The sequence below is a fragment of the Vibrio toranzoniae genome, from assembly GCF_024347655.1.
GTDB lineage: Bacteria > Pseudomonadota > Gammaproteobacteria > Enterobacterales > Vibrionaceae > Vibrio > Vibrio toranzoniae.
The window spans coordinates 984,022-1,003,665 of record NZ_AP025515.1 but is presented as its reverse complement, the minus strand read 5'-3'; the positions used below and the strand labels follow the sequence as shown (position 1 = coordinate 1,003,665).

General features: G+C 43.9%; 17 protein-coding genes and 1 pseudogene. 8 read left to right on the top strand and 10 right to left on the bottom strand.

Translation table 11 applies throughout. From position 1 onward, the window contains the following. Nucleotides 1-89: 89 nt before the first annotated feature. A complete protein-coding gene (gene arsB / locus OCU50_RS18865) occupies nucleotides 90-1,145 on the top strand; it encodes an ACR3 family arsenite efflux transporter (RefSeq protein WP_060469225.1) in 1,056 nt (351 codons plus the stop codon). A gap of 120 nt (nucleotides 1,146-1,265) precedes the next feature. Here the strand turns inward: arsB and OCU50_RS18860 are convergent, their stop codons facing one another. Next, entirely contained in the window at nucleotides 1,266-2,153 is an 888-nt protein-coding gene (locus OCU50_RS18860; protein WP_060469224.1) for a LysR family transcriptional regulator, read from the bottom strand. 127 nt (nucleotides 2,154-2,280) lie between these two features. On the opposite strand from OCU50_RS18860, the gene OCU50_RS18855 reads away from it, so the two are divergent. The 5 genes from OCU50_RS18855 to glpD all read left to right on the top strand — a co-directional run bounded on the left by OCU50_RS18855 (nucleotide 2,281) and on the right by glpD (nucleotide 8,493). After that, entirely contained in the window at nucleotides 2,281-2,712 is a 432-nt protein-coding gene (locus OCU50_RS18855; RefSeq protein WP_060469223.1) for a PACE efflux transporter, read from the top strand. Between the two features lie 448 nt (nucleotides 2,713-3,160). Next, complete coding sequence (locus OCU50_RS18850; RefSeq protein ID WP_060469222.1) at nucleotides 3,161-4,015, top strand: MIP/aquaporin family protein; 855 nt, start codon at nucleotides 3,161-3,163, stop codon at nucleotides 4,013-4,015. Nucleotides 4,016-4,074: 59 nt separating this feature from the next. Beyond that, a complete protein-coding gene (glpK, locus tag OCU50_RS18845) occupies nucleotides 4,075-5,601 on the top strand; it encodes a glycerol kinase GlpK (RefSeq protein WP_017057823.1) in 1,527 nt (508 codons plus the stop codon). Nucleotides 5,602-5,862: 261 nt separating this feature from the next. Beyond that, complete coding sequence (locus OCU50_RS18840; RefSeq protein WP_060469221.1) at nucleotides 5,863-6,654, top strand: DeoR/GlpR family transcriptional regulator; 792 nt, start codon at nucleotides 5,863-5,865, stop codon at nucleotides 6,652-6,654. A gap of 279 nt (nucleotides 6,655-6,933) precedes the next feature. Then, nucleotides 6,934-8,493, top strand: a complete 1,560-nt coding sequence (gene glpD, locus OCU50_RS18835; RefSeq protein WP_060469220.1) for a glycerol-3-phosphate dehydrogenase — start codon at nucleotides 6,934-6,936, stop codon at nucleotides 8,491-8,493. A 228-nt stretch (nucleotides 8,494-8,721) separates the two neighbouring features. Here glpD and OCU50_RS18830 read toward each other — a convergent pair whose 3' ends face one another. The 5 genes and pseudogenes from OCU50_RS18830 to OCU50_RS18810 form a co-directional block, all read right to left on the bottom strand. Then, nucleotides 8,722-8,958 carry an HP1242/YdcH family protein gene (locus OCU50_RS18830; RefSeq protein WP_017057820.1) on the bottom strand — a complete coding sequence of 79 codons (237 nt, stop codon included), beginning with the start codon at nucleotides 8,956-8,958 and terminating at the stop codon, nucleotides 8,722-8,724. A gap of 300 nt (nucleotides 8,959-9,258) precedes the next feature. Beyond that, nucleotides 9,259-9,629: pseudogene (locus OCU50_RS18825) on the bottom strand (radical SAM protein); the annotation flags it as partial. Nucleotides 9,630-9,677: 48 nt separating this feature from the next. Then, on the bottom strand, nucleotides 9,678-10,061 hold the full coding sequence (locus OCU50_RS18820) for a hypothetical protein (protein ID WP_060469219.1): 384 nt from the start codon (nucleotides 10,059-10,061) through the stop codon (nucleotides 9,678-9,680). 311 nt (nucleotides 10,062-10,372) lie between these two features. Continuing rightward, nucleotides 10,373-11,068, bottom strand: a complete 696-nt coding sequence (locus tag OCU50_RS18815) for an aspartate/glutamate racemase family protein (protein WP_060469218.1) — start codon at nucleotides 11,066-11,068, stop codon at nucleotides 10,373-10,375. Nucleotides 11,069-11,229: 161 nt separating this feature from the next. Further along, the gene (locus OCU50_RS18810) at nucleotides 11,230-12,213 is read right to left on the bottom strand and encodes an HAD family hydrolase (RefSeq protein WP_060469217.1); all 984 of its coding nucleotides are present in this window, start codon (nucleotides 12,211-12,213) and stop codon (nucleotides 11,230-11,232) included. A 230-nt stretch (nucleotides 12,214-12,443) separates the two neighbouring features. Between OCU50_RS18810 and nfsA the strand changes: the two genes are divergently transcribed. Next, entirely contained in the window at nucleotides 12,444-13,166 is a 723-nt protein-coding gene (gene nfsA, locus OCU50_RS18805) for an oxygen-insensitive NADPH nitroreductase (protein ID WP_060469216.1), read from the top strand. An 89-nt stretch (nucleotides 13,167-13,255) separates the two neighbouring features. Here the strand turns inward: nfsA and OCU50_RS18800 are convergent, their stop codons facing one another. The 4 genes from OCU50_RS18800 to OCU50_RS18785 all read right to left on the bottom strand — a co-directional run bounded on the left by OCU50_RS18800 (nucleotide 13,256) and on the right by OCU50_RS18785 (nucleotide 18,285). Continuing rightward, on the bottom strand, nucleotides 13,256-14,788 hold the full coding sequence (locus OCU50_RS18800; RefSeq protein ID WP_060469215.1) for a phospholipase D family protein: 1,533 nt from the start codon (nucleotides 14,786-14,788) through the stop codon (nucleotides 13,256-13,258). A gap of 203 nt (nucleotides 14,789-14,991) precedes the next feature. Then, nucleotides 14,992-15,543, bottom strand: coding sequence for a sugar O-acetyltransferase (locus OCU50_RS18795; RefSeq protein ID WP_060469214.1), 552 nt, complete (start codon nucleotides 15,541-15,543; stop codon nucleotides 14,992-14,994). 193 nt (nucleotides 15,544-15,736) lie between these two features. Beyond that, complete coding sequence (locus tag OCU50_RS18790) at nucleotides 15,737-16,735, bottom strand: LacI family DNA-binding transcriptional regulator (RefSeq protein WP_060469213.1); 999 nt, start codon at nucleotides 16,733-16,735, stop codon at nucleotides 15,737-15,739. Between the two features lie 110 nt (nucleotides 16,736-16,845). After that, nucleotides 16,846-18,285: a 6-phospho-beta-glucosidase gene (locus OCU50_RS18785; RefSeq protein WP_060469212.1), complete on the bottom strand. Its 1,440-nt coding sequence runs from the start codon at nucleotides 18,283-18,285 to the stop codon at nucleotides 16,846-16,848. A 430-nt stretch (nucleotides 18,286-18,715) separates the two neighbouring features. On the opposite strand from OCU50_RS18785, the gene OCU50_RS18780 reads away from it, so the two are divergent. Beyond that, on the top strand, nucleotides 18,716-19,615 hold the full coding sequence (locus OCU50_RS18780; RefSeq protein WP_060469211.1) for a homocysteine S-methyltransferase family protein: 900 nt from the start codon (nucleotides 18,716-18,718) through the stop codon (nucleotides 19,613-19,615). Nucleotides 19,616-19,644 lie beyond the last annotated feature (29 nt).

The following is a 19,644-nucleotide window of genomic DNA, read 5'->3' as shown; positions in this document are numbered from 1 at the left end:
TTCATACATCACACAGTGAAACTAAGCGTATTTTGGTCTTATTAAATCGAATTTCGACGATTAACGATAGAAATTAAAGAGAGAATACAATGCAACCAAAGTTAGGTTTTCTAGATCGCTATTTAACATTGTGGATCTTTATCGCCATGGGGATTGGTGTATTAGTTGGCACCATGTTTCCACAAATTGAACAATGGAATGAAGCTATGTCGGTAGGCAGTACTAACATTCCCTTAGCGATTGGCCTTATCTTAATGATGTATCCACCTTTGGCTAAAGTGAACTACAGCTTGTTAGGTACAGTGGTAAAAGATAAGAAAGCCATCAAGCTATCACTGATTATGAACTGGATCGTAGGTCCGATTCTGATGTTTGTATTAGCCATTATCTTCTTAGGTGATCACCCTGGTTACATGGTCGGTGTGATCCTGATTGGTCTTGCTCGTTGTGTAGCAATGGTTCTGGTTTGGAATGACATCGGTGGCGGTAATAAAGAATACGGCGCAGCATTGGTTGCTCTTAACAGTGCATTCCAAGTGGTGAGCTATAGCTTTATGGCGTGGTTATTCATCAGTGTGCTACCACCAGTGTTTGGTTACGAAGGCATGTTGGTTGATATCTCGATGATCGATATTGCACACAGTGTACTTATCTATTTAGGTATCCCATTCCTAGCGGGCTTCTTAAGTCGTAAGATCCTAGTGTCGATGAAGGGCGAACAGTGGTACAACGATGTGTTCATTCCACGTATCTCACCAATCACACTGATTGCACTATTAGCGACTATCGTTTTGATGTTCAGCCTAAAAGGCGAGATGATTGTTGAACTACCAATGGATGTATTGCTGATTGCTATTCCACTGACCATTTACTTTACGTTGATGTTCTTCGTCAGCTTCTTCATTGGTAAAAAGATGGGCATTGAATACGATAAGAACGCGTCAATTGCATTTACAGCGACAGGCAACAACTTCGAGCTCGCAATTGCAGTATCTATTGCTGTATTTGGCATCAACTCTGACCAAGCTTTCGCTGGAGTGATCGGCCCACTGATTGAAGTGCCCGTATTGATTTACTTAGTTAACATTGCTCTAAAAATGAAGACTAAGTACTACAACGGTCAAACGGTAAAACCTAGCATCTAGCATCTAGCATCTAGCATCTAGCACTAACAAAAAGCAGCATCACATAAAATAGAAAGGCTCACACGGTAAGCGGTGAGCCTTTTCTTTATGACGTTTCATCCAATTTAAGCCTCGTCCAGTTTATGTTTCGTCCAATAAGCCTTTCAAAGCTTGTTCAAGCCAAAGCAATGCTGGACCTTTCGAGCGTGTTTTAGACAAAACAAGATCGACAGGCGGTGACCATGTTTTGTGATCAAAGGACACATTAATCTCCACTAAACGTTGCTTATTCAGCTCCTCTTCGACAAGGTGCTTGGGTAAGTATGCCCACCCAATATCGCTGCCAAGCACCATCTCTTTGATAACAATAAAGCTGTTTGACCACCATACCTTACCGGCAATCAGCGGAAACTGATCCATCACTTTGCCTTTGTCTCCCCTCAACATCAACTGACGATGCGGGAGTAAATCAGAAAGTTTTGCGACACTTAATTTTGCGAGCAAGTGGCTAGGATGACACACGGCAATAAACGGTAAGTGGCCGATAAAGCAAGGCTCAGAGCCTACATCAAACGCCAAGTTGGTAAACATCAATCCAATGTCGGCTCCCTCTTCTATAACCAACGGATTAACCTCAGTTGTGGTACAGGCAACCAATTCAACTTCAGTAGCAGGGAAATAGTTACTGAATTCACTCAGGATCTTAGATAGGTTCGGGACCAATAATGAATCATCTAATGCAATTTTGATGAGCCCCTCTTCACCGCTACCCATCGCACTGACCGCCACATTCAGATCTTCAACCTGAAGCACAATTGCTTTCACCTGTTTAAATAATTGCTCGCCCGCTTTGGTTAGTGAAGGCTTTCGAGTCGAACGATCAAACAGCTCGACATTAAAATCAATTTCGAGATTACTGATACCTTGACTCACCGCCGACTGCACCTTCCCCAGTTGACGAGCACTAGCAGAAAATGACCCTAGTTCAACGGCATACACAAACATCTTCAGCTGTTCTATGTTGTACATTCAGCGTCTCCCAACACTTACTATCACTATATGTGATGCTAACTATCTTTATATTATCACTTAAATAGATATTATCTAACCAAGTCATTAGCCCATAGAGGCTAGAAAAACATAAAGAGAGTAAAAAATGTCACATAAAGAACGCATGTTGCACATGATGCTATTTGAACTAGTTGCTTTGATGTTGATGGCGGGGCTTGCAACGTATATCACCGGAGATGGTGCAGGAAAAATGGCGGGCTTAGCACTTGCGATGTCATTCATCGCAATGGCTTGGAACTACGTTTACAACTACGGCTACGATAAAGTATTCGGAGCCGACCGCAGCAAACGAACCAAGAAGACTCGAGTTTTACACGGGTTAGGGTTTGAACTCGGATTAATGACGATGACTCTTCCTGTTCTAATGTGGGTCCTACAACTCGATTTCCTAACCGTACTGGTTATGGATATCGGCCTAGTGATTTTCTTTGTACTTTACGCGATTGCGTTCAACTGGGCATATGACTCGATTCGAGATCAATTGGTAGCGAAAGGAAAAGTGGCCGCTTTGGTTTAAAGTGGTAAGTTTCTATCGTATAACAAAAACAAACACCCAAATTAAAACTGCCAAACTACAACATAGTTGGCAGTTTATTCATTTATGCATATAAGCTCATTTGTTAACGCCCCTGTTACATAGCAAAAACATCACATAGCCCTCCCTAATTAAGTCTAATAATCAGCCACTCACGAAGTAGCGTCACAAATCCAAACATAAACTCCTCGTACCAGTTGCGCATTCATTTACATATAGGTAGTTTGAGCGGCTTCGCAACCTATCATTCGAGCAATGACGTTCATGCGAGTATCTTTTCCGAGTAAAAGTGTTCGGATTAACATTTCAAGTGACTTTAATTAACAATTTTATGCTCAAACGCTCACTTTTCATGTTCGTTTATTTTCGAGTTCGCAAATATATGCACAATACACGTGCTAGATAAGCAAAAACTAAAAAGGACTCGAACATGACAACTAACAAACACCCTTCTTTATTTGGGCAATGCTTAGCCGAATTTATCGGTACAGGATTACTCATATTCTTTGGCGTTGGCTGTGTGGCGGCACTGGTATTAACCGGTGCAACATTCGGACAATGGGAAATCAGCATCATCTGGGGCTTAGGTGTTGCTATCGCAATCTACTGTACTGCCGGTGTTTCTGGCGCACACATTAACCCTGCAGTCACCATCGCACTGGCAATGTTCCATGGCTTTGATAAAGCGAAAGTTGTGCCTTACATCATTTCTCAGCTACTTGGCGCATTTTGCTCTGCGGCATTAGTTTACAGCCTATACAGCAACCTATTCACTGACTACGAAATTGCACATAACTTCGTTCGTAGCAGCCAAGACGCACTATCAACTGCTGGTATCTTCTCAACTTACCCACATGCTTCACTTTCTTTCTTTGGCGCTTTTGCTGTGGAGTTCGTGATTACGGCTGTGTTGATGTTTGCAATTTTGGCACTAGGTGATGAGAACAATGGCGCATCTCGCGGTGCAATGAACCCACTGCTAATCGGTATTCTTATCGCGGTAATTGGCGGTTCTTTAGGCCCACTGACAGGCTTTGCAATGAACCCTGCTCGTGACTTCGGACCAAAACTCTTTGCTTACTTTGCTGGCTGGGATTTCGCTCTGACTGGTGCTCGTGATATCCCTTACTTCATCGTACCAATTCTCGCTCCAATTGCTGGCGCGTGCTTTGGTGGTTGGTTGTACCCAAAAGCTATCGGTGCTTACTTACCAATAGAAGGCCAAGGTTGCACAATTCCAAACCAATGTGAAACAGAAGAAGAAGCTGAACAAGCTCAAGCTTAATCCCTAAGCGATCGTACATTTACTAAAATATAAATAACAAGACAAAAAGGATTCTTACCATGACCGAGCAAAAATACATTGTTGCCCTAGACCAAGGCACCACAAGTTCTCGCGCTGTAATCCTCGATCACGATGCAAACATCGTAAGTTCTTCTCAACGAGAATTCACTCAGATCTACCCTAAAGCAGGTTGGGTTGAGCATGATCCAATGGAAATCTGGGCATCTCAAAGCTCTACATTGGTTGAGGCCCTAGCGAAAGCGGGGATTCGAAGCGATGAATTGGCAGGTATTGGTATCACTAACCAACGTGAAACCACCATTGTTTGGAACAAAGAAACTGGCAAACCGGTTTATAATGCAATTGTATGGCAGTGTCGCCGTACAGCAGATATCTGTGAAGACCTTAAAGCACGTGGCCTAGAAGACTACGTACGTGACAATACTGGCTTAGTCCTTGACCCGTATTTCTCAGGTACCAAAGTAAAATGGATTCTAGACAACGTTGAAGGTGCTCGCGAAGACGCTGAAGCTGGCAAGCTATTGTTTGGTACGGTTGATACTTGGTTGGTTTGGAAAATGACTCAAGGACGTGTACACGTTACGGATTACACCAACGCGTCACGTACTATGTTGTTCAACATCAATGACCTATGTTGGGATCAGAAGCTACTTGACGAAATGGGTATTCCAACGTCAATGATGCCAGAAGTGAAGCGTTCTTCAGAGGTATACGGTCAAACAAACCTCGGTGGTAAGGGCGGTACACGTATCCCAATCGCGGGTATTGCGGGTGACCAACAAGCTGCACTTTACGGTCAAATGTGTGTAGAAGCAGGCCAAGCTAAGAACACTTACGGCACGGGTTGTTTCCTTCTAATGAACACTGGCCAAGAGAAAGTAACGTCTAAAAACGGCCTACTAACAACGCTAGCATGTGGTCCTAAAGGCGAACCTGCATACGCACTTGAAGGTGCGGTATTCATGGGAGGGGCATCAATCCAATGGCTACGTGATGAGATGAAGCTACTGGATGGCGCTGAAGACTCTGAGTACTTCGCGACGAAAGTAGATACTTCAAACGGCGTTTATGTGGTGCCTGCGTTTACTGGTTTAGGTGCGCCATACTGGGACGCTTACGCTCGCGGTACGATCGTTGGCCTCACTCGTGGCGTTAACTCTAATCACATCATCCGTGCAACACTAGAAGGGATTGCCTACCAAACTCGCGACGTACTAGACGCGATGCAAGCAGACTCTGGCATCAAGCTAGCAAACCTACGAGTTGATGGCGGAGCAGTAGCGAACAACTTCCTAATGCAATTCCAATCAGACGTGCTGGATACTGAAGTTCATCGCCCTGAAGTAACGGAAGTAACGGCGCTTGGTGCGGCTTACCTTGCTGGCCTGGCGGTTGGTTTCTGGGACAATATTGACGAGCTTCAATACAAAGCCGTTCTAAACCGTACATTTATGCCTCACCACGATGAAGAGAAGCGTAACCGCCGCTACAAAGGTTGGAAACGTGCAATCAAGTGTGCTCAAGTTTGGTCTGAGCTTCACACTGAAGATGAAGGCGAAGACTAAGGTACTAAGGTACGAATAGGCCATCTCGAACAGGCACAGTTGTTCGAGTCGCAGTAAACGAAACTAAAAAGAGCACTTTATTGTGCTCTTTTTTACGTTTCAGCGTTTGTTTTTGTATTTTAAGCTTCGTTTTTGCGGTTTAGACATGATTCCTTACCATCATTACTTCTCTCTACGTATCAATTCGAGCACAATAGCGCGAGGTTATGTTTAGAATTAGGTGCGCTAGAACACAGCAGCGCGCAGGGAGTGGTAAGTAAAGTGAAGCAAATACCAAGACACCAGCAAATAGTCGACCTGGTTAAAACACAAGGATATGTGAGTACTGAAGAGCTAGTAGAGAAGTTCGATGTCAGTCCTCAAACTATAAGACGCGACCTAAACGAACTCGCCGATAACAATAAGATTCGTCGCTATCATGGTGGTGCAACTATTCCTTTAAGCTCAGAAAACACCTCTTACAGCACTCGTAAAGCACTCAACTTCAACGAAAAAGATGTGATAGCGGATCAACTGGTTAAGCATATCCCTGATGGTGCTACCTTGTTTGTTGATATCGGCACCACACCAGAATCGGTAGCCCGAGCTCTCAACAAAAATCATAAGCAACTTAGAGTTGTCACCAACAACATCAATGTTGCGAGCATTCTTCTGTCTAATCCAGAGATCAAAGTTATATTGGCAGGCGGCGAAGTACGGAATCGCGACGGCGGTATCGTGGGTGAAGCCACTCTCGATTTCGTGAAGCAATTCCGTCTCGACTTCGGCATCTTAGGGATCAGTGGCATCGACTTCGATGGTTCACTGCTCGATTTTGATTACCATGAAGTTCGTGTGAAACAAGCGATCATCGACAACAGCCGTAGCATCTTGTTAGCCGTCGACCACAGTAAATTTGGTCGTAATGCGATGGTTAAGCTCGGAAATATATCTCAAGCACAAATGGTGTTTACCAATAAGCAACCACCAGAAGAGATTACCAATATACTTAAGGACTTCTCCATACCACTCGAAGTTATCAATACGACTCAAGTAACAGCTGAAGAATCGTAGCGTAAGAAACTCGTGAACAAGGAAATCACATAAACGCGCTCTTTATAAAAAACGCGATTATTGATTAGCACTGAGCGTGTATACCTTGCTGTTTCTCTGCACCAATTCTATGCTCGAATTAGACTTATTTAAACCTCTGCTTTCATAAGCAGAGGTTTTTTTATGCTCAAATCACATAAAACGCGCATAAACGAAAATAAATAATGACCAAAAACGAAAGTTCATATAGGATTCAATTATGTTCTAAAATGCTCGTTCGCTCAGAAAGAGGTCAAAATCATGAGTGCTCAACAAAATAATTCAAAAAATAGTACACCGTCCACTTTAGACTTGATCGTGATCGGCGGCGGTATCAATGGTGCAGGCATCGCGGCAGATGCAGCAGGTCGTGGTCTTAACGTTGGCTTATACGAAGCAAATGATTTCGCGTCTGCGACGTCTTCTGCTAGCTCAAAGCTTATCCACGGTGGCCTACGCTACCTTGAACATTACGAATTTCGTTTGGTATCGGAAGCACTTGCTGAACGTGAAGTATTGCTAAGAAAAGCGCCTCATGTTGCTCAACCCATGCGTTTCCGTTTACCCCATCGACCATTTTTACGCCCTGCTTGGATGATTCGTTGTGGCCTATTCCTTTACGATAACTTAGGTAAGCGCACCACGCTTCCTGGAAGTAAGACAGTCAACTTAGCGAAATCTGGCCTACTGAAACCAGAAATGAAGACAGGATTCGAATACTCAGATTGTTGGGTTGATGATGCGCGTATGGTATTGCTTAACGTTCTAGCAGCCAAAGAGAATAACGCTGAAGCACGTAACTACTGCCGTGTTGAGAAAGCACACCGTGAAGGTGGAATCTGGCACGTAACGATCCACGACGTAATGACGGATCAACGTTTCGAACGCAAAGCAAAGGCACTGGTCAATGCAGCAGGACCTTGGGTTAAACAATTCTTCGATGATGGCTTAGAGCAGGCTTCACCCCGTAATATTCGTCTTATTAAAGGCTCGCACATTGTTGTACCGCGTATTCACGACGAACCCCAAGCGTACATTCTGCAAAACAAAGACAATCGCATTGTGTTTATGATCCCTTACCTAGATAAGTTTTCGATCATTGGTACCACCGACCTTGAATACAAAGGTGATCCACGTGAAGTGGCTATCTCTGATGACGAAGTAGATTACTTGGTCGACATTGTTAACCAGCACTTTGTTCATCAACTAACTCGTGAGGATGTAGTTTGGACATACAGCGGCGTTCGACCACTTTGTGATGACGAATCTGATTCTCCACAAGCGATCACTCGCGACTACACACTAGAGTTAGATGCAGAGCTAGACCAAGCACCACTACTTTCAATTTTTGGCGGTAAGTTAACGACCTACCGTAAACTCGGTGAAGCGGCACTTAAAAAGCTTGAACCATACCTGAAAAACATGGGGGCTCCGTGGACGGCTAACGATACTCTGCCCGGTGGTAACTTCAGCTGCAGCAGAGAACAACTGGCGAAGATGATCCACACTAAATACCCTTGGGTGTCAGAAGCACTTCTGCTGCGCTATGTGACTCAATTTGGTACTTACACTTGGAAGCTGCTGGAAGGTGCAACGAGCGAAGCTGATCTGGGAGTTAACTTTTCAAACGAAGCACATGGCGTTTATCAAGCTGAGATCGATTACTTGATCAACGAAGAGATGGCAATGACAGACGAAGACATCTTATGGCGCAGAACGAAACTTGGCCTGTACTTAAACGAAGCCGAGCAACAAGCCGTTTCTGATTACTTGAAAGAGAAACTTCAAAGCAAAGTGGTGAAGTTTTCTCAAGTAGGATAATTATTCTTATAGAATTAATCGTTCATGAAAGTCACAAAGCTTAGCGCTACCCACGCTAAGCTTTTTTATTATCTGATTAAAAAAATATTAATAATCGTGTGCAAGTCACTCACATTGGCAGTTGGCAGCATTAGAGCGCTTTATGAACATGCCATTGCTCTACATTGAACCAAAATAATTAAACTCCCGAAGGAGTTTAATTATTTAAAACTAGAGCACGTCAACTAACTAAGCAGATAAACGAATATGCAATGAGTCTTTAAGCACAGAGCGCTCATGTTTTAGTAGCTGCATCGAACTGTCATCAATGGGTGAATCTTTCAGCTCTAGTTTACGAATCTCTTTATCAAGGTTGTCGTATGTCTTCATGTCTGTTGCAAAGCCATCGTCAGTTTTAGCAAGCTCAGCAATTTTGTCTTTCATTTCAGGAAATTCGTGAACAAGAGAGTGATTTTCACCTAGCATAGAAACCTCTTCAGTTGAGTAAAGTGATTGGGTATGTCTACTACATATTCACTAATTACCTTAGCAATTGACAGGAATAACAAATGGGATCCAGTACACAGCATAGAATATCGACAATTCAGATTCACAAATTTACAACATATACCTAGAAAATAACCTTGTTGATTTTAAATTGTCTCAATAACAAAAGTAGGCTCAAGACGGGTATTTCACCTCATAAGCACTACTCTTCTCTCTTTGTTTATAGGTATCGATTTTCAATAAACGTTACCAAGCAAACGTCTGAATCACGCTATCTTTAGCCATTAGCGCTATTTGCTCAGGCTTCATGATGTTCAATAACCTGGTAGTCTCGACATGTGTTCACGTGTACGATCACGTCCGCCAAGGCCGAAGATAAACGAAAGCAAGGTTTTAATACCGGCTTCTTTTGCCAGAGCCATACCTTCGAGTGCTTGTTCTGGTGTCATACGCTTTTTAGTGTTCTCGAGTACAACTGTATCACCCGACTCAAGACCTGCATAAGCCATGGTTAGACCAGCACTCTTAAGCTCTTTAAGTTCGCTCAAGCTTTTACGAAGGAAATCGTTCAGGCCACTATAAAGCGGTACTTTTCTGCTTTTAGGAAAGGTATGACGCAGCTTATCCAAAATCTTAAGAAGGTAATCCGTGCACAACTAATAAAAACTTCAATCTCATGTGGGAAGATCGAGAAACGACTATTTAGGTTCATATAATCTTGTAGGGACTTCCGTTTCACAACGCTCAAGATCATAATCTTGCGTCGTGCCACCACTACCTAGGAATTTCATTCTCACGATCATACCTCGATCGACAAACCAGCGAAGGTCTTGGCAAGAGTAACGATAGCTCGATTCCAAAATATGCACTTTTAACCATCGAGAGCTACCCGGCAGTGACGCAACATAATAAATCACGCCATTTTCTGTAATTGTCATTCCTTTTATATCGCTTAGATGCTCAATAGCGGTATCAATTGTTTCTTGATCCGCCGTTGGTTGTAACTCTTCAATTGGAACTGTCAAACAGCCAGACAGAGCAGTTGCAGACAGACAAGCCAAGAAAATAGATTTCAATTTCATTTTTATTCTCATTCGATTACATAGCCAAAATAACACTAGGCCGAGATTCTATTCATGAGACAAATAAATGTGTACTATCACATCTTAAAATTTATAGAAATTGTGATATAGAGTGCTTATTAAACTTAATTTTGGGCTTCATTAGGAGAAAAGCTACTCGTAATTCGCTCTCAGAGAACCATCAATAACCTTATGAAAGTTATATACTTTTAACTGTGCATCACCCAGCGGCCAATAATTGGCACCACCAATCAGCTTATGGTTGTAGCATGATCGAAAGACACGCTTAACGATCTGAAAGTGATTATAAGCTAATCAGTCGTCGCCAAGCGCACTGCCGCTTCAGCATGGATGGCAGTGGTATCAAACAACGGAACATCGGTGTGTTGTTGCTGAATCAACAAAGCAATTTCAGTACACCCAAGAATAACCGCCTCAGCCCCTTGTTGGCTTAGCTTCTCAATGATTTGATGATAAACAACTCGAGACTCTTCTTTTATTTCGCCTCGGCACAACTCTTGGTAAATGATGTTGTGCACTTGTTTTCGGTCACTCTCATCTGGAATCACAACATCGATACCGAATTTATCGGTTAAGCGCCCTTTGTAGAAATCCTGCTCCATTGTGAAAGCCGTACCAAGCAGTCCTACTTTTTGCACACCTTTCTCTATCAACTTCTGCGCCGTGGTATCAGCGATATGTAAGATAGGAATCGTGATCTTCTCTTCGATCTCAGGAACGACCTTATGCATGGTATTGGTACAAATCAGGATGAAGTCCGCCCCGCCTTTTTCAACCGATAAAGCCGCGTCCGATAAGATGTCTGCTGTCTCAGCCCAACGACCTTGGTGTTGCAGCTTTTCTATCTCATCGAAGTTCACACTATACATACAAACCTTTGCAGAATTGAGCCCGCCGAGTGTGGCTTTCACTCCTTCGTTAATAGATTTGTAGTAGCTCACTGTCGACTCCCAACTCATGCCACCAAGCAAACCGATCGTTTTCATTTTTCTCTTCCTTTAATTTCTGACTATCCCGATTAAAGCGTGAAGCGTTGAAAATTTATAGTACGTTCTTGCTTAAAATGAGACGAAGCCTTCGCTATTTCGAAAAAAAGCTCGAATTAAAAATCCGAGCTTTTTTGTTTTAGTGAAGAGTTAGCTAGGTGTTAGTACACCTCACACCAATCGGATTTCATGTCGATCAGCGTCCAATCATCTCTAGAGCTTGCTTCATCGAGTGCATTATCAAGCTTACCGACATGAGATTCGCGATCGTACTTCCACTCGCGCTCGGCGTCAGTGTGGTGAACAATCATTGCCATTGAATTTGGTTGACTGGTTGCCCATTGCATCATCGCTTGATCACCGTCTGAGTTACCCACCGCCAAAATCGGCTTCTTACCGATAATATGCTGAATATTAGTGACTTTTCCGGCTTTATCATCAATCGTCAAAATGGACGAGTCTTTGGTCACGGTCGACTTACCATCGTTGTAGCTATAGTTGTATTTAAGCGCGCTACCGATGATCTGCTCTGGCGGAATGTTATACGCTTGCGGAGCCCACGCTCTCATAAAATCAACACCACCTCCAGACACGATGTAAGTCTTAAAGTCGTGATCTTGCAGATAAGTCAGCATCTCTTTCATTGGCTGATAAGTCAGGTCTGTGTAGGCTTTGTTGAAACGCTCGTCTTTTGCTACCGCCAACCATTGCTTAACATCTTGTTGATATTGCTCAACGGTCATACCTGAGTGTGTCGCCATAATAATTTTCAACAACCCTTCTTCACCGCTGCCCAGAGCGCTCTCAATATCCCCTTCAAGTACAAACTTAAACGGCGCTTCTGTTTTCCATTCGGGGTGTTCAGGCGCCATCTCTTTTACACGATCTAGCGCAAAGGCCAGTTGGGAGTAATAAGGTTTTTCTGACCATAGCGTCCCGTCGTTATCGAACACAGCAATACGATCTTGAACCGCCACAAAAGTATCAGACTCTGCTTTGGTGGCTTGACCAACGAAATCCACAATGGCTGATTTACTCTCACCATCCTTCCAAGAAGGCAGCAAATTGGGAGCACAATCTTTAGCAAAAGATGAGAAAGAGAGGCTAGATAAAATTGCAACTGACAAAAGGGTTATTTTCTTCATAGCACTACCATGTGGTTGAATTAATTATCGGGTTTAATGTAATTCATCCTAGTTGGTCTGCTCTGATTTTCCACTTATAAACACTATAACCGATACTTATTTGTCAGTAGGGCCACAGAGATCCAACATTAAATCTTTCGCTCAAACATGATCGCGTTGAGGTTTACCCCAACCTCAAATGTCGTTATGGTGATTTGTAATACATCATAAAAAAGGACAGTCTGAGAGTTATGAATAGTACGATTGAGACCATTTTGGGGCACCGCTCCATTCGCCAATATACGGACCAACCAATAGAACAACAACACCTCGACTTAATTGTTCAGGCAGGCCTTGCCGCGTCGTCATCGAGCCTATTGCAGGCTGTTTCTATCGTGAGAGTGACAGACAAAGAGAAGCGTAAGCTACTAGCGGAATACGCAGGCAACCAAGCTTATGTGGAAAGTGCAGCCGAGTTTTTGGTGTTCTGTATCGACTATCAACGCCACGCTCAGATTAACCCAGAAGTAAAAACCGACTTTACTGAGCTAACTCTGATTGGCGCTGTTGATTCTGGAATCATGGCGCAAAACTGTATGCTGGCTGCTGAATCTCTTGGTTTAGGTGGCGTGTACATCGGTGGCTTGCGTAACAGCGCGCAACAAGTCGATGAACTACTGGAACTTCCACAACACACGGCCGTGCTATTTGGTATGTGTTTAGGTCATCCCGCTCAACAACCGGAAATTAAGCCTCGCCTTCCTGCTCACGTGGTGATGCATGAGAACCAATACCAGCCGCTGAGTCTCGATGAGATTGCACGTTACGATGATTCAATGCAAAGCTACTACGCGAACCGCTCAAGCAATCAGAAGCAAAGCAGTTGGTCACAACAGATCACGCAAAAGCTGTCTGGTGAATCTCGCCCACATATTCTGCCTTACTTAAACAGCAAACAACTGACCAAGCGTTAAGCAGCTCACATTCGACATCCAGAAAGCATAATCAAAAAAATGTCAGCGTAATATACGCTGACATTTTTGTTTATACGTTAATGGTATTGTTACAGATATTTCTCAATCGGTAGCAATTGTAAGAAGCCTGACTGCATTCGTTCCCACTTGCCGGTTTCTGGTTCACTGTCCCAACTTTTCTCGCCTGAATACCAATACACATCACCGTCTTCAAGCTCTAATCGCCAGCTGTTTTCTTCGCTCATTGCTTGCTCAATGGTTTCTGCTAATGTTTCAGCAACCTCTTTATTCTCGATGATCAAAACCGATTCCGTGTTCAAGTAGGTAGAACGCAAGTTGAAGTTAAATGAGCCAATACTGGCAATGCGCTTATCAAATACGACCGACTTCGCATGCAAACCATAAGCTGTTGATGGTGCACATTTAGAAGCGTCTTTGGTCGATGTCTCACATAACTTAGATTCAGGCTTCAGCTCAAATAATTCAATGCCATGCTCTAGCATATCGCTACGCCTTCCTGCGTAAGCAGAGTGGTTGGTCACCAGATCATTCGAGGCCATTGAATTAGTGAGCGCTTTTATTTCAACGTTGTTGTTACTTAATGAATGCCACTCATCAAGTTGGCCGTCGTCAAACACCAGGTAAGCGGATTCCAATAAGATTTCGTGTTTAGACTCGCGCGCTAAATCTGCCAGTAAAACTGCCGTAACTTTCGGTAAGTCGGTATTATCCGAGTCGATAGGCACTGGTGGATCGTATACAAAACGAGCATTAACCCAGGTCATTTGACTCAATGTACTTTTCAATAATTTAGCCGCTGATTTACCGTCTATTGGTAACTCAGGAAAATGTTGATAAGAAGGAGGTTCAGTGCCAATCAAAATAGAGATATCCGGCAACATCTCATCACCCAACATATCGATGGGATAAGACCAACGGCTATTCCAATACTCTATAAAGCTAGTTTGGATAGTGGTTACTACCGAGCCCATCACTAGCACATCGCGATCTCGGAAGTTGATTTCATCGGAAAGGTCGAAGTATTCATCCCCGATATTGCGCCCCCCCACCACAGACAAGGTGCCATCGACGGTAAACGATTTATTATGCATGCGGCGATTTAAGCGAGAAAAGTCACCAACAAAGCTCAACCATTTGCTGAAGCCACGGCGTGTTGGGGTTGGGTTAAAGATTCGGATCTCTACATTCGGGTGTGCATTCAGAGCCGACAACAGGCCTTCGCGCTCATTGAGGTTAATATCATCAAGCATCACTCGCACCTTTACCCCCCGATCCGCTGCTTCTAACAAACGACTGGCTAGATAACTGCCCGATTCGTCCGAGTTCCAGATGTAGTATTGAATATCGATGGTGTGCTCTGCACTTTCAACCAACGCTAATCGCTGTGCCAAGGCATCCCAACCCGATTCTTGTAAGTGAACAGCCGTCGTTCCTTGATCAATGGATTCATATTGATATTCTTCCGATAACACTGACAAAGAACTGGATGCTGGAGAGGTGTGCGGTTCTGCTGGGTGATCAATGCCTTCAGGGAGTGATGAACACCCACCTAAGATAGTCACTAAAAGTAGGGTTAAACTAATACGTTGGATAACGGGCATGCCTCTGACTTCCTCTCACGATGATGTCTTAAAACTTTTCCTTTAGCTTTGCGGTAAACAAGCCAATAGGTCTATCTATTAATTATTACTGCTAAAGCCTGATATTTATAGGTAATTATCCAGTATAAATGAAACATCACTACTCGATCGTTAGCAACACAGCACCAAAGTATCCCCTTCGCCTGTCAATCTTTGGTTCAAGATCACAACGATTTCAGCACTTTACACGGGTTACCGACCGCAACCACATTATCTGGGATGTCTTTGGTCACCACACTGCCTGCGCCAATCACACTGTTTTTGCCAATGTTCACGCCAGGGAAAATAATCACACCGCCGCCAAGCCAGACATTATCGCCAACGTTAATCGGAGTGCCAAATTCCACGCCATCTTCAACACGGCCTTTCACATCTAGTGGGTGGCCCGCGGTCAGGATTTGAACGTTCGGACCAAGCAGCACATTATCGCCAATGGTCACTTCAGCTACATCCAAAATCACGCAGTTAAAGTTAGCGTAGAAATTCTTACCCAGTTTGATGTTTGAGCCGTAGTCGCAACGAAATGGCGGTTCTAAATAGGCACCTTCCGAATCAGGGATCAGCGTATCAATCGCCGTGCGCCACTCTTCGGTATCTGGAATGCTGTTATTGAGTTTTTGCAATACCTTACGACACTCGATTCGCTCGCCATACAGCTGCTCGTCCCATGCTAAATAAGGCTCACCAGCTAACATTTTTTGTTTTTCTGTTTTCACGTTACTTACCTGCTTTCACATAACTTAGCTATTTTCACATTGATTAACTAATAGTGGTCAATTCATCGACCAAAAAACGCAATATCGCATATCTAATAAAACGGAGTAAGCAAGGTTTGATCTCGATTTCAGGGATGTGTATCCCATCACTTTTTGTAGGCTAACTATAAAATCGACTCTCTGTTAATTGAGCTTAAATACGCTGAGCGACTGAATCACGAATCACTAAACTGCCCGTCGTACTCAAGGCTTGCGCTTGCTCGGTTTCACCGACGATTTTCAGAATAGCCTTTTGCGTCATTTGCTCTAATGGCACACTCACCGAGGTAAGGCTTGGCGTTAAAAATGCGCCAACTTTACTGTTATCAAAGCCGACGATAGAGATGTCTTCAGGCAATGAATAACCCAGCTCGGTTAACGCCTTAATCGCGCCAATCGCCATGTCATCGTTTTCAGACAGAATTGCAGTGAAGCTTGCTTGGCTTTTTACCAAAGCTTGCGCGGCACGGTAGCCACTCTCCATCGTCCAATCGCCCTGAACAACTTTAGATTCGTTTAGCTTAATATCGTGCTTGGTGAGCACATCTTGATAGGCTTGGTAACGCAGTTCATCTGTCGAAGAACCGTTTTTTCCTCGAATCACTGCAATGTCCGTATGGCCTTGCTCGATGATGTGTCCCACCATCAAACAAGCACTCTGATAATGGTCTGTGGTGATAGCGTGCTCGGGCTTAGATCGCATTTCACGGTTGAGCACTAGAATCGGAGTGTGAGTGCTTTCGATGATCTGTGCGATCTCGCTTTCGGTTAAACATTGCGGATAAATGATGATGCCCGCGCATTTCATATCAAGCAGGAAATTGATCGCCTTTATTTCGTCTTCAGCACTGTGTTTACCATCGGTGATCACCAGTTGATGATTCGATTTTTCGCTATAAGAAGCCGCGTGATACATCAAAGAAGAGAAATAAGGGCCATTGAACAGCTCATTAGTGATAACAAAGCCGATGAAGTTGGTCTTCTTGGTCGCCAGTTGTTGAGCTAATAGGTTTGGTCGATAGCCCGTTTCTTGAATCGCATCAAATACCTTTTTCACCACATCTGGGCGCACGATATTTTTGCCATTTAAGACACGAGAAACCGTCGACTTTGATACACCTGCGCGGTTTGCGACATCAAGCATTGTGACCATTCGCTTCTTTTCCTCATATAAAAAATTAGCCGACATAAGCCGACTAATTTAATGCTAATTCATATTGCGCTTATCTTTATATTACGTAGAACGACGCAGCAAGAGGCATTCTAAATAGTGGCACCATTAGATGCAATCACGCCTTTGTACCACTCAAACGACTTCTTGCGTTTGCGCTCCAAAGAACCGGATTGATCGTTGTGCTTATCTACGTAAATGAATCCGTAGCGCTTTTTCATCTCACCAGTGGTGAACGACACCAAATCGATACAGCCCCAAGGGGTGTAACCCATCAGGTCAACGCCATCAATCGCAACCGCTTTTTTCATCTCTTTGATGTGGTCGCCAAGGTAGGCAATGCGGTAGTCATCATTGATGCTGCCATCCTCTTCGATTGTATCAACCGCGCCAAAACCATTTTCAACAATGAACAGCGGCACTTCATAGCGCTCATAAAGAGATGCTAAACAGAAACGCAAACCTGTTGGATCAATCGGCCAGCCCCAATCGCTCGACTGGATGAACGGGTTATCAACCGAGTTTTCATGGCCGCCGTCCATCGCTTCATCTGTCGATTGGTGAGAAGACGAATCCAATGTGTTTGACATGTAGTAACTAAAGCCAAGGTAATCCGCTTTACCTTCTTTCAAGATCTGCTCATCTTCAGGCTGCATTTCAATGTTGAAGCCTTTAAGTGCCCAATCGCGTTTTGCGTAACTTGGGTAGTGACCGCGAACCATCACATCCGAGAAGAAGTAGCGATCACGCATCGCTTGCTGTGCCACCATGATGTCTTCAGGCTTAGAAGAACGAGGGTAGAAAGGCACCATCGCACACATTGCGCCGATCTGAAGACCTGGGTTGATCTCGTGACCTTTCTTTACCACCAAAGCACTTGCCACAAATTGGTGGTGAACCGCTTGATACATCGCTTGCTGCGGTTTGTCACATTGTGGGAACTTCACGCCAGAGCACAGCCAACCAAAGATGTCTGCCGAGGTGTTCATCTGATTATTGATCTCGTTAAACGTCATCCAGTATTTTACTTTGTGCTGGTAACGCTCCATTACCGTGGTCGAGTACTTAACGAAGAAATCGATCACTTTACGGTTCATCCAACCGCCGTATTCTTTGGCTAGATGGTAAGGCATTTCGAAGTGACTCAGCGTCACCACGGGCTGAATATCATATTTCAACAGCTCATCAAACAAGTCATCGTAAAACGCTAAACCCGCTTCACATGGCTCGGATTCATCGCCATTCGGGAAAATACGTGTCCACGCAATGCTGGTACGGAAACACTTAAAGCCCATCTCAGCGAATAACTTAATGTCCTCTTTGTAACGGTGGTAAAAATCAACCGCTACTTGGTTTGGGTAGTTTTCGCCATCAATCACCCCATCGGTGATTCGACGTTGAACACCATGAGCGCCTGCCGTTAACACATCGACCACACTTACACCTTTACCATTCGCATCCCAGCCGCCTTCTAGCTGATGCGCCGCAACCGCACCGCCCCATAAAAAATCGTTCGGAAATTCGTTGTTCATACTGTTACTCGCTAAGAAAAATATTCGTTAAAAAGTAATTGGTTTCGGGTTAAAAATGAAAAACTTCAACTCTGAAACCGATTTCAATCAAAGAAAAGATATACGATGAAACCGATTTCAACAATACTTTAAAGATCTTTTTTGATCGAAATACTGACTCATTAACAATTGGCGTATCGACTTTACTTCAATCTAGTCTCTAAACTTGCCCCATTTTAGTTGCTCAACAAAGCCAGTGGCACGCCTTTGATCTAATACGACATCATAATCCAATGCGGTATTACATTAGTTTTGCTTAAAAAATTGGTTTGGATTGAAATATTGATAACCCATTTCGTTCTCAGTAACACATAGCTTGTAACTTCTGTCTGACTGGGTTGTCTGATATGGTGTCGTCAGAACTTCAGCAATTGTTTAGATAGTATTAAATATGAAAACACTAACCATACTTGATGGCGGCATGGGCCGAGAACTCAAAGAAATTGGCGCGCCATTCTCACAGCCTCTTTGGAGCGCTCAAGCACTGATTGAAGCCCCCGAATTTGTCAGCCAAGCGCATCAAAACTTTGTCGATGCAGGTGCTGAAATCCTGATCACCAATAGCTACGCCTGTGTACCTTTTCACTTGGGTGAAGCGCTCTTTGAACAGCGAGGTTTTGAGCTAGCGGCGCTTTCTGGCGAACTGGCTAAAGCGGTTGCTAACAATGCACCTCACACAGTACAAGTCGCAGGTGCGATTCCACCGCCATTTGGCAGCTACCGACCAGACCTGTTCAAGGTAGAAGAAGCGGCGCCAATCATTCAGACACTTTACGATGCACAAGATCCAAATATCGACCTTTGGATCGCGGAAACCATCTGTAGTCTGCAAGAATTCGAGTCCATTCATGCGGTGCTTAAGCAATCAAACAAACCGTGTTATTACGCCTTTAGCTTGGAAGACACCAAGGGCGATGTTGCACACATTCGGTCTGGTGAGAGCGTAAATGACGCCATCAAACTGGCCTGCCAGTCCAATGCTACAGGCATTATGTTTAATTGCTCGGTGCCTGAAGTGATGGATCAAGCCATTATCGATACTAAGAAAGTAATTGATGAGTTAGGCTGTGATTTAGACATTGGTGTCTACGCAAATAACTTTGCGCCGATCAGCAGCGAACATGAGGCGAATGACATTTTTCAAGAAATGCGAGAGCTGGATGGCCAAGGTTACTTAGCTTACGCAAAACGCTGGCACGCACTTGGTGCGAATATTGCCGGTGGGTGTTGTGGTATTGGGCCAAAACACATACAGGCCTTGGCAGACTGGAAGCGTTCGATACACAGCTAATCATGCACAGCGCAGCACAAACAAAACAA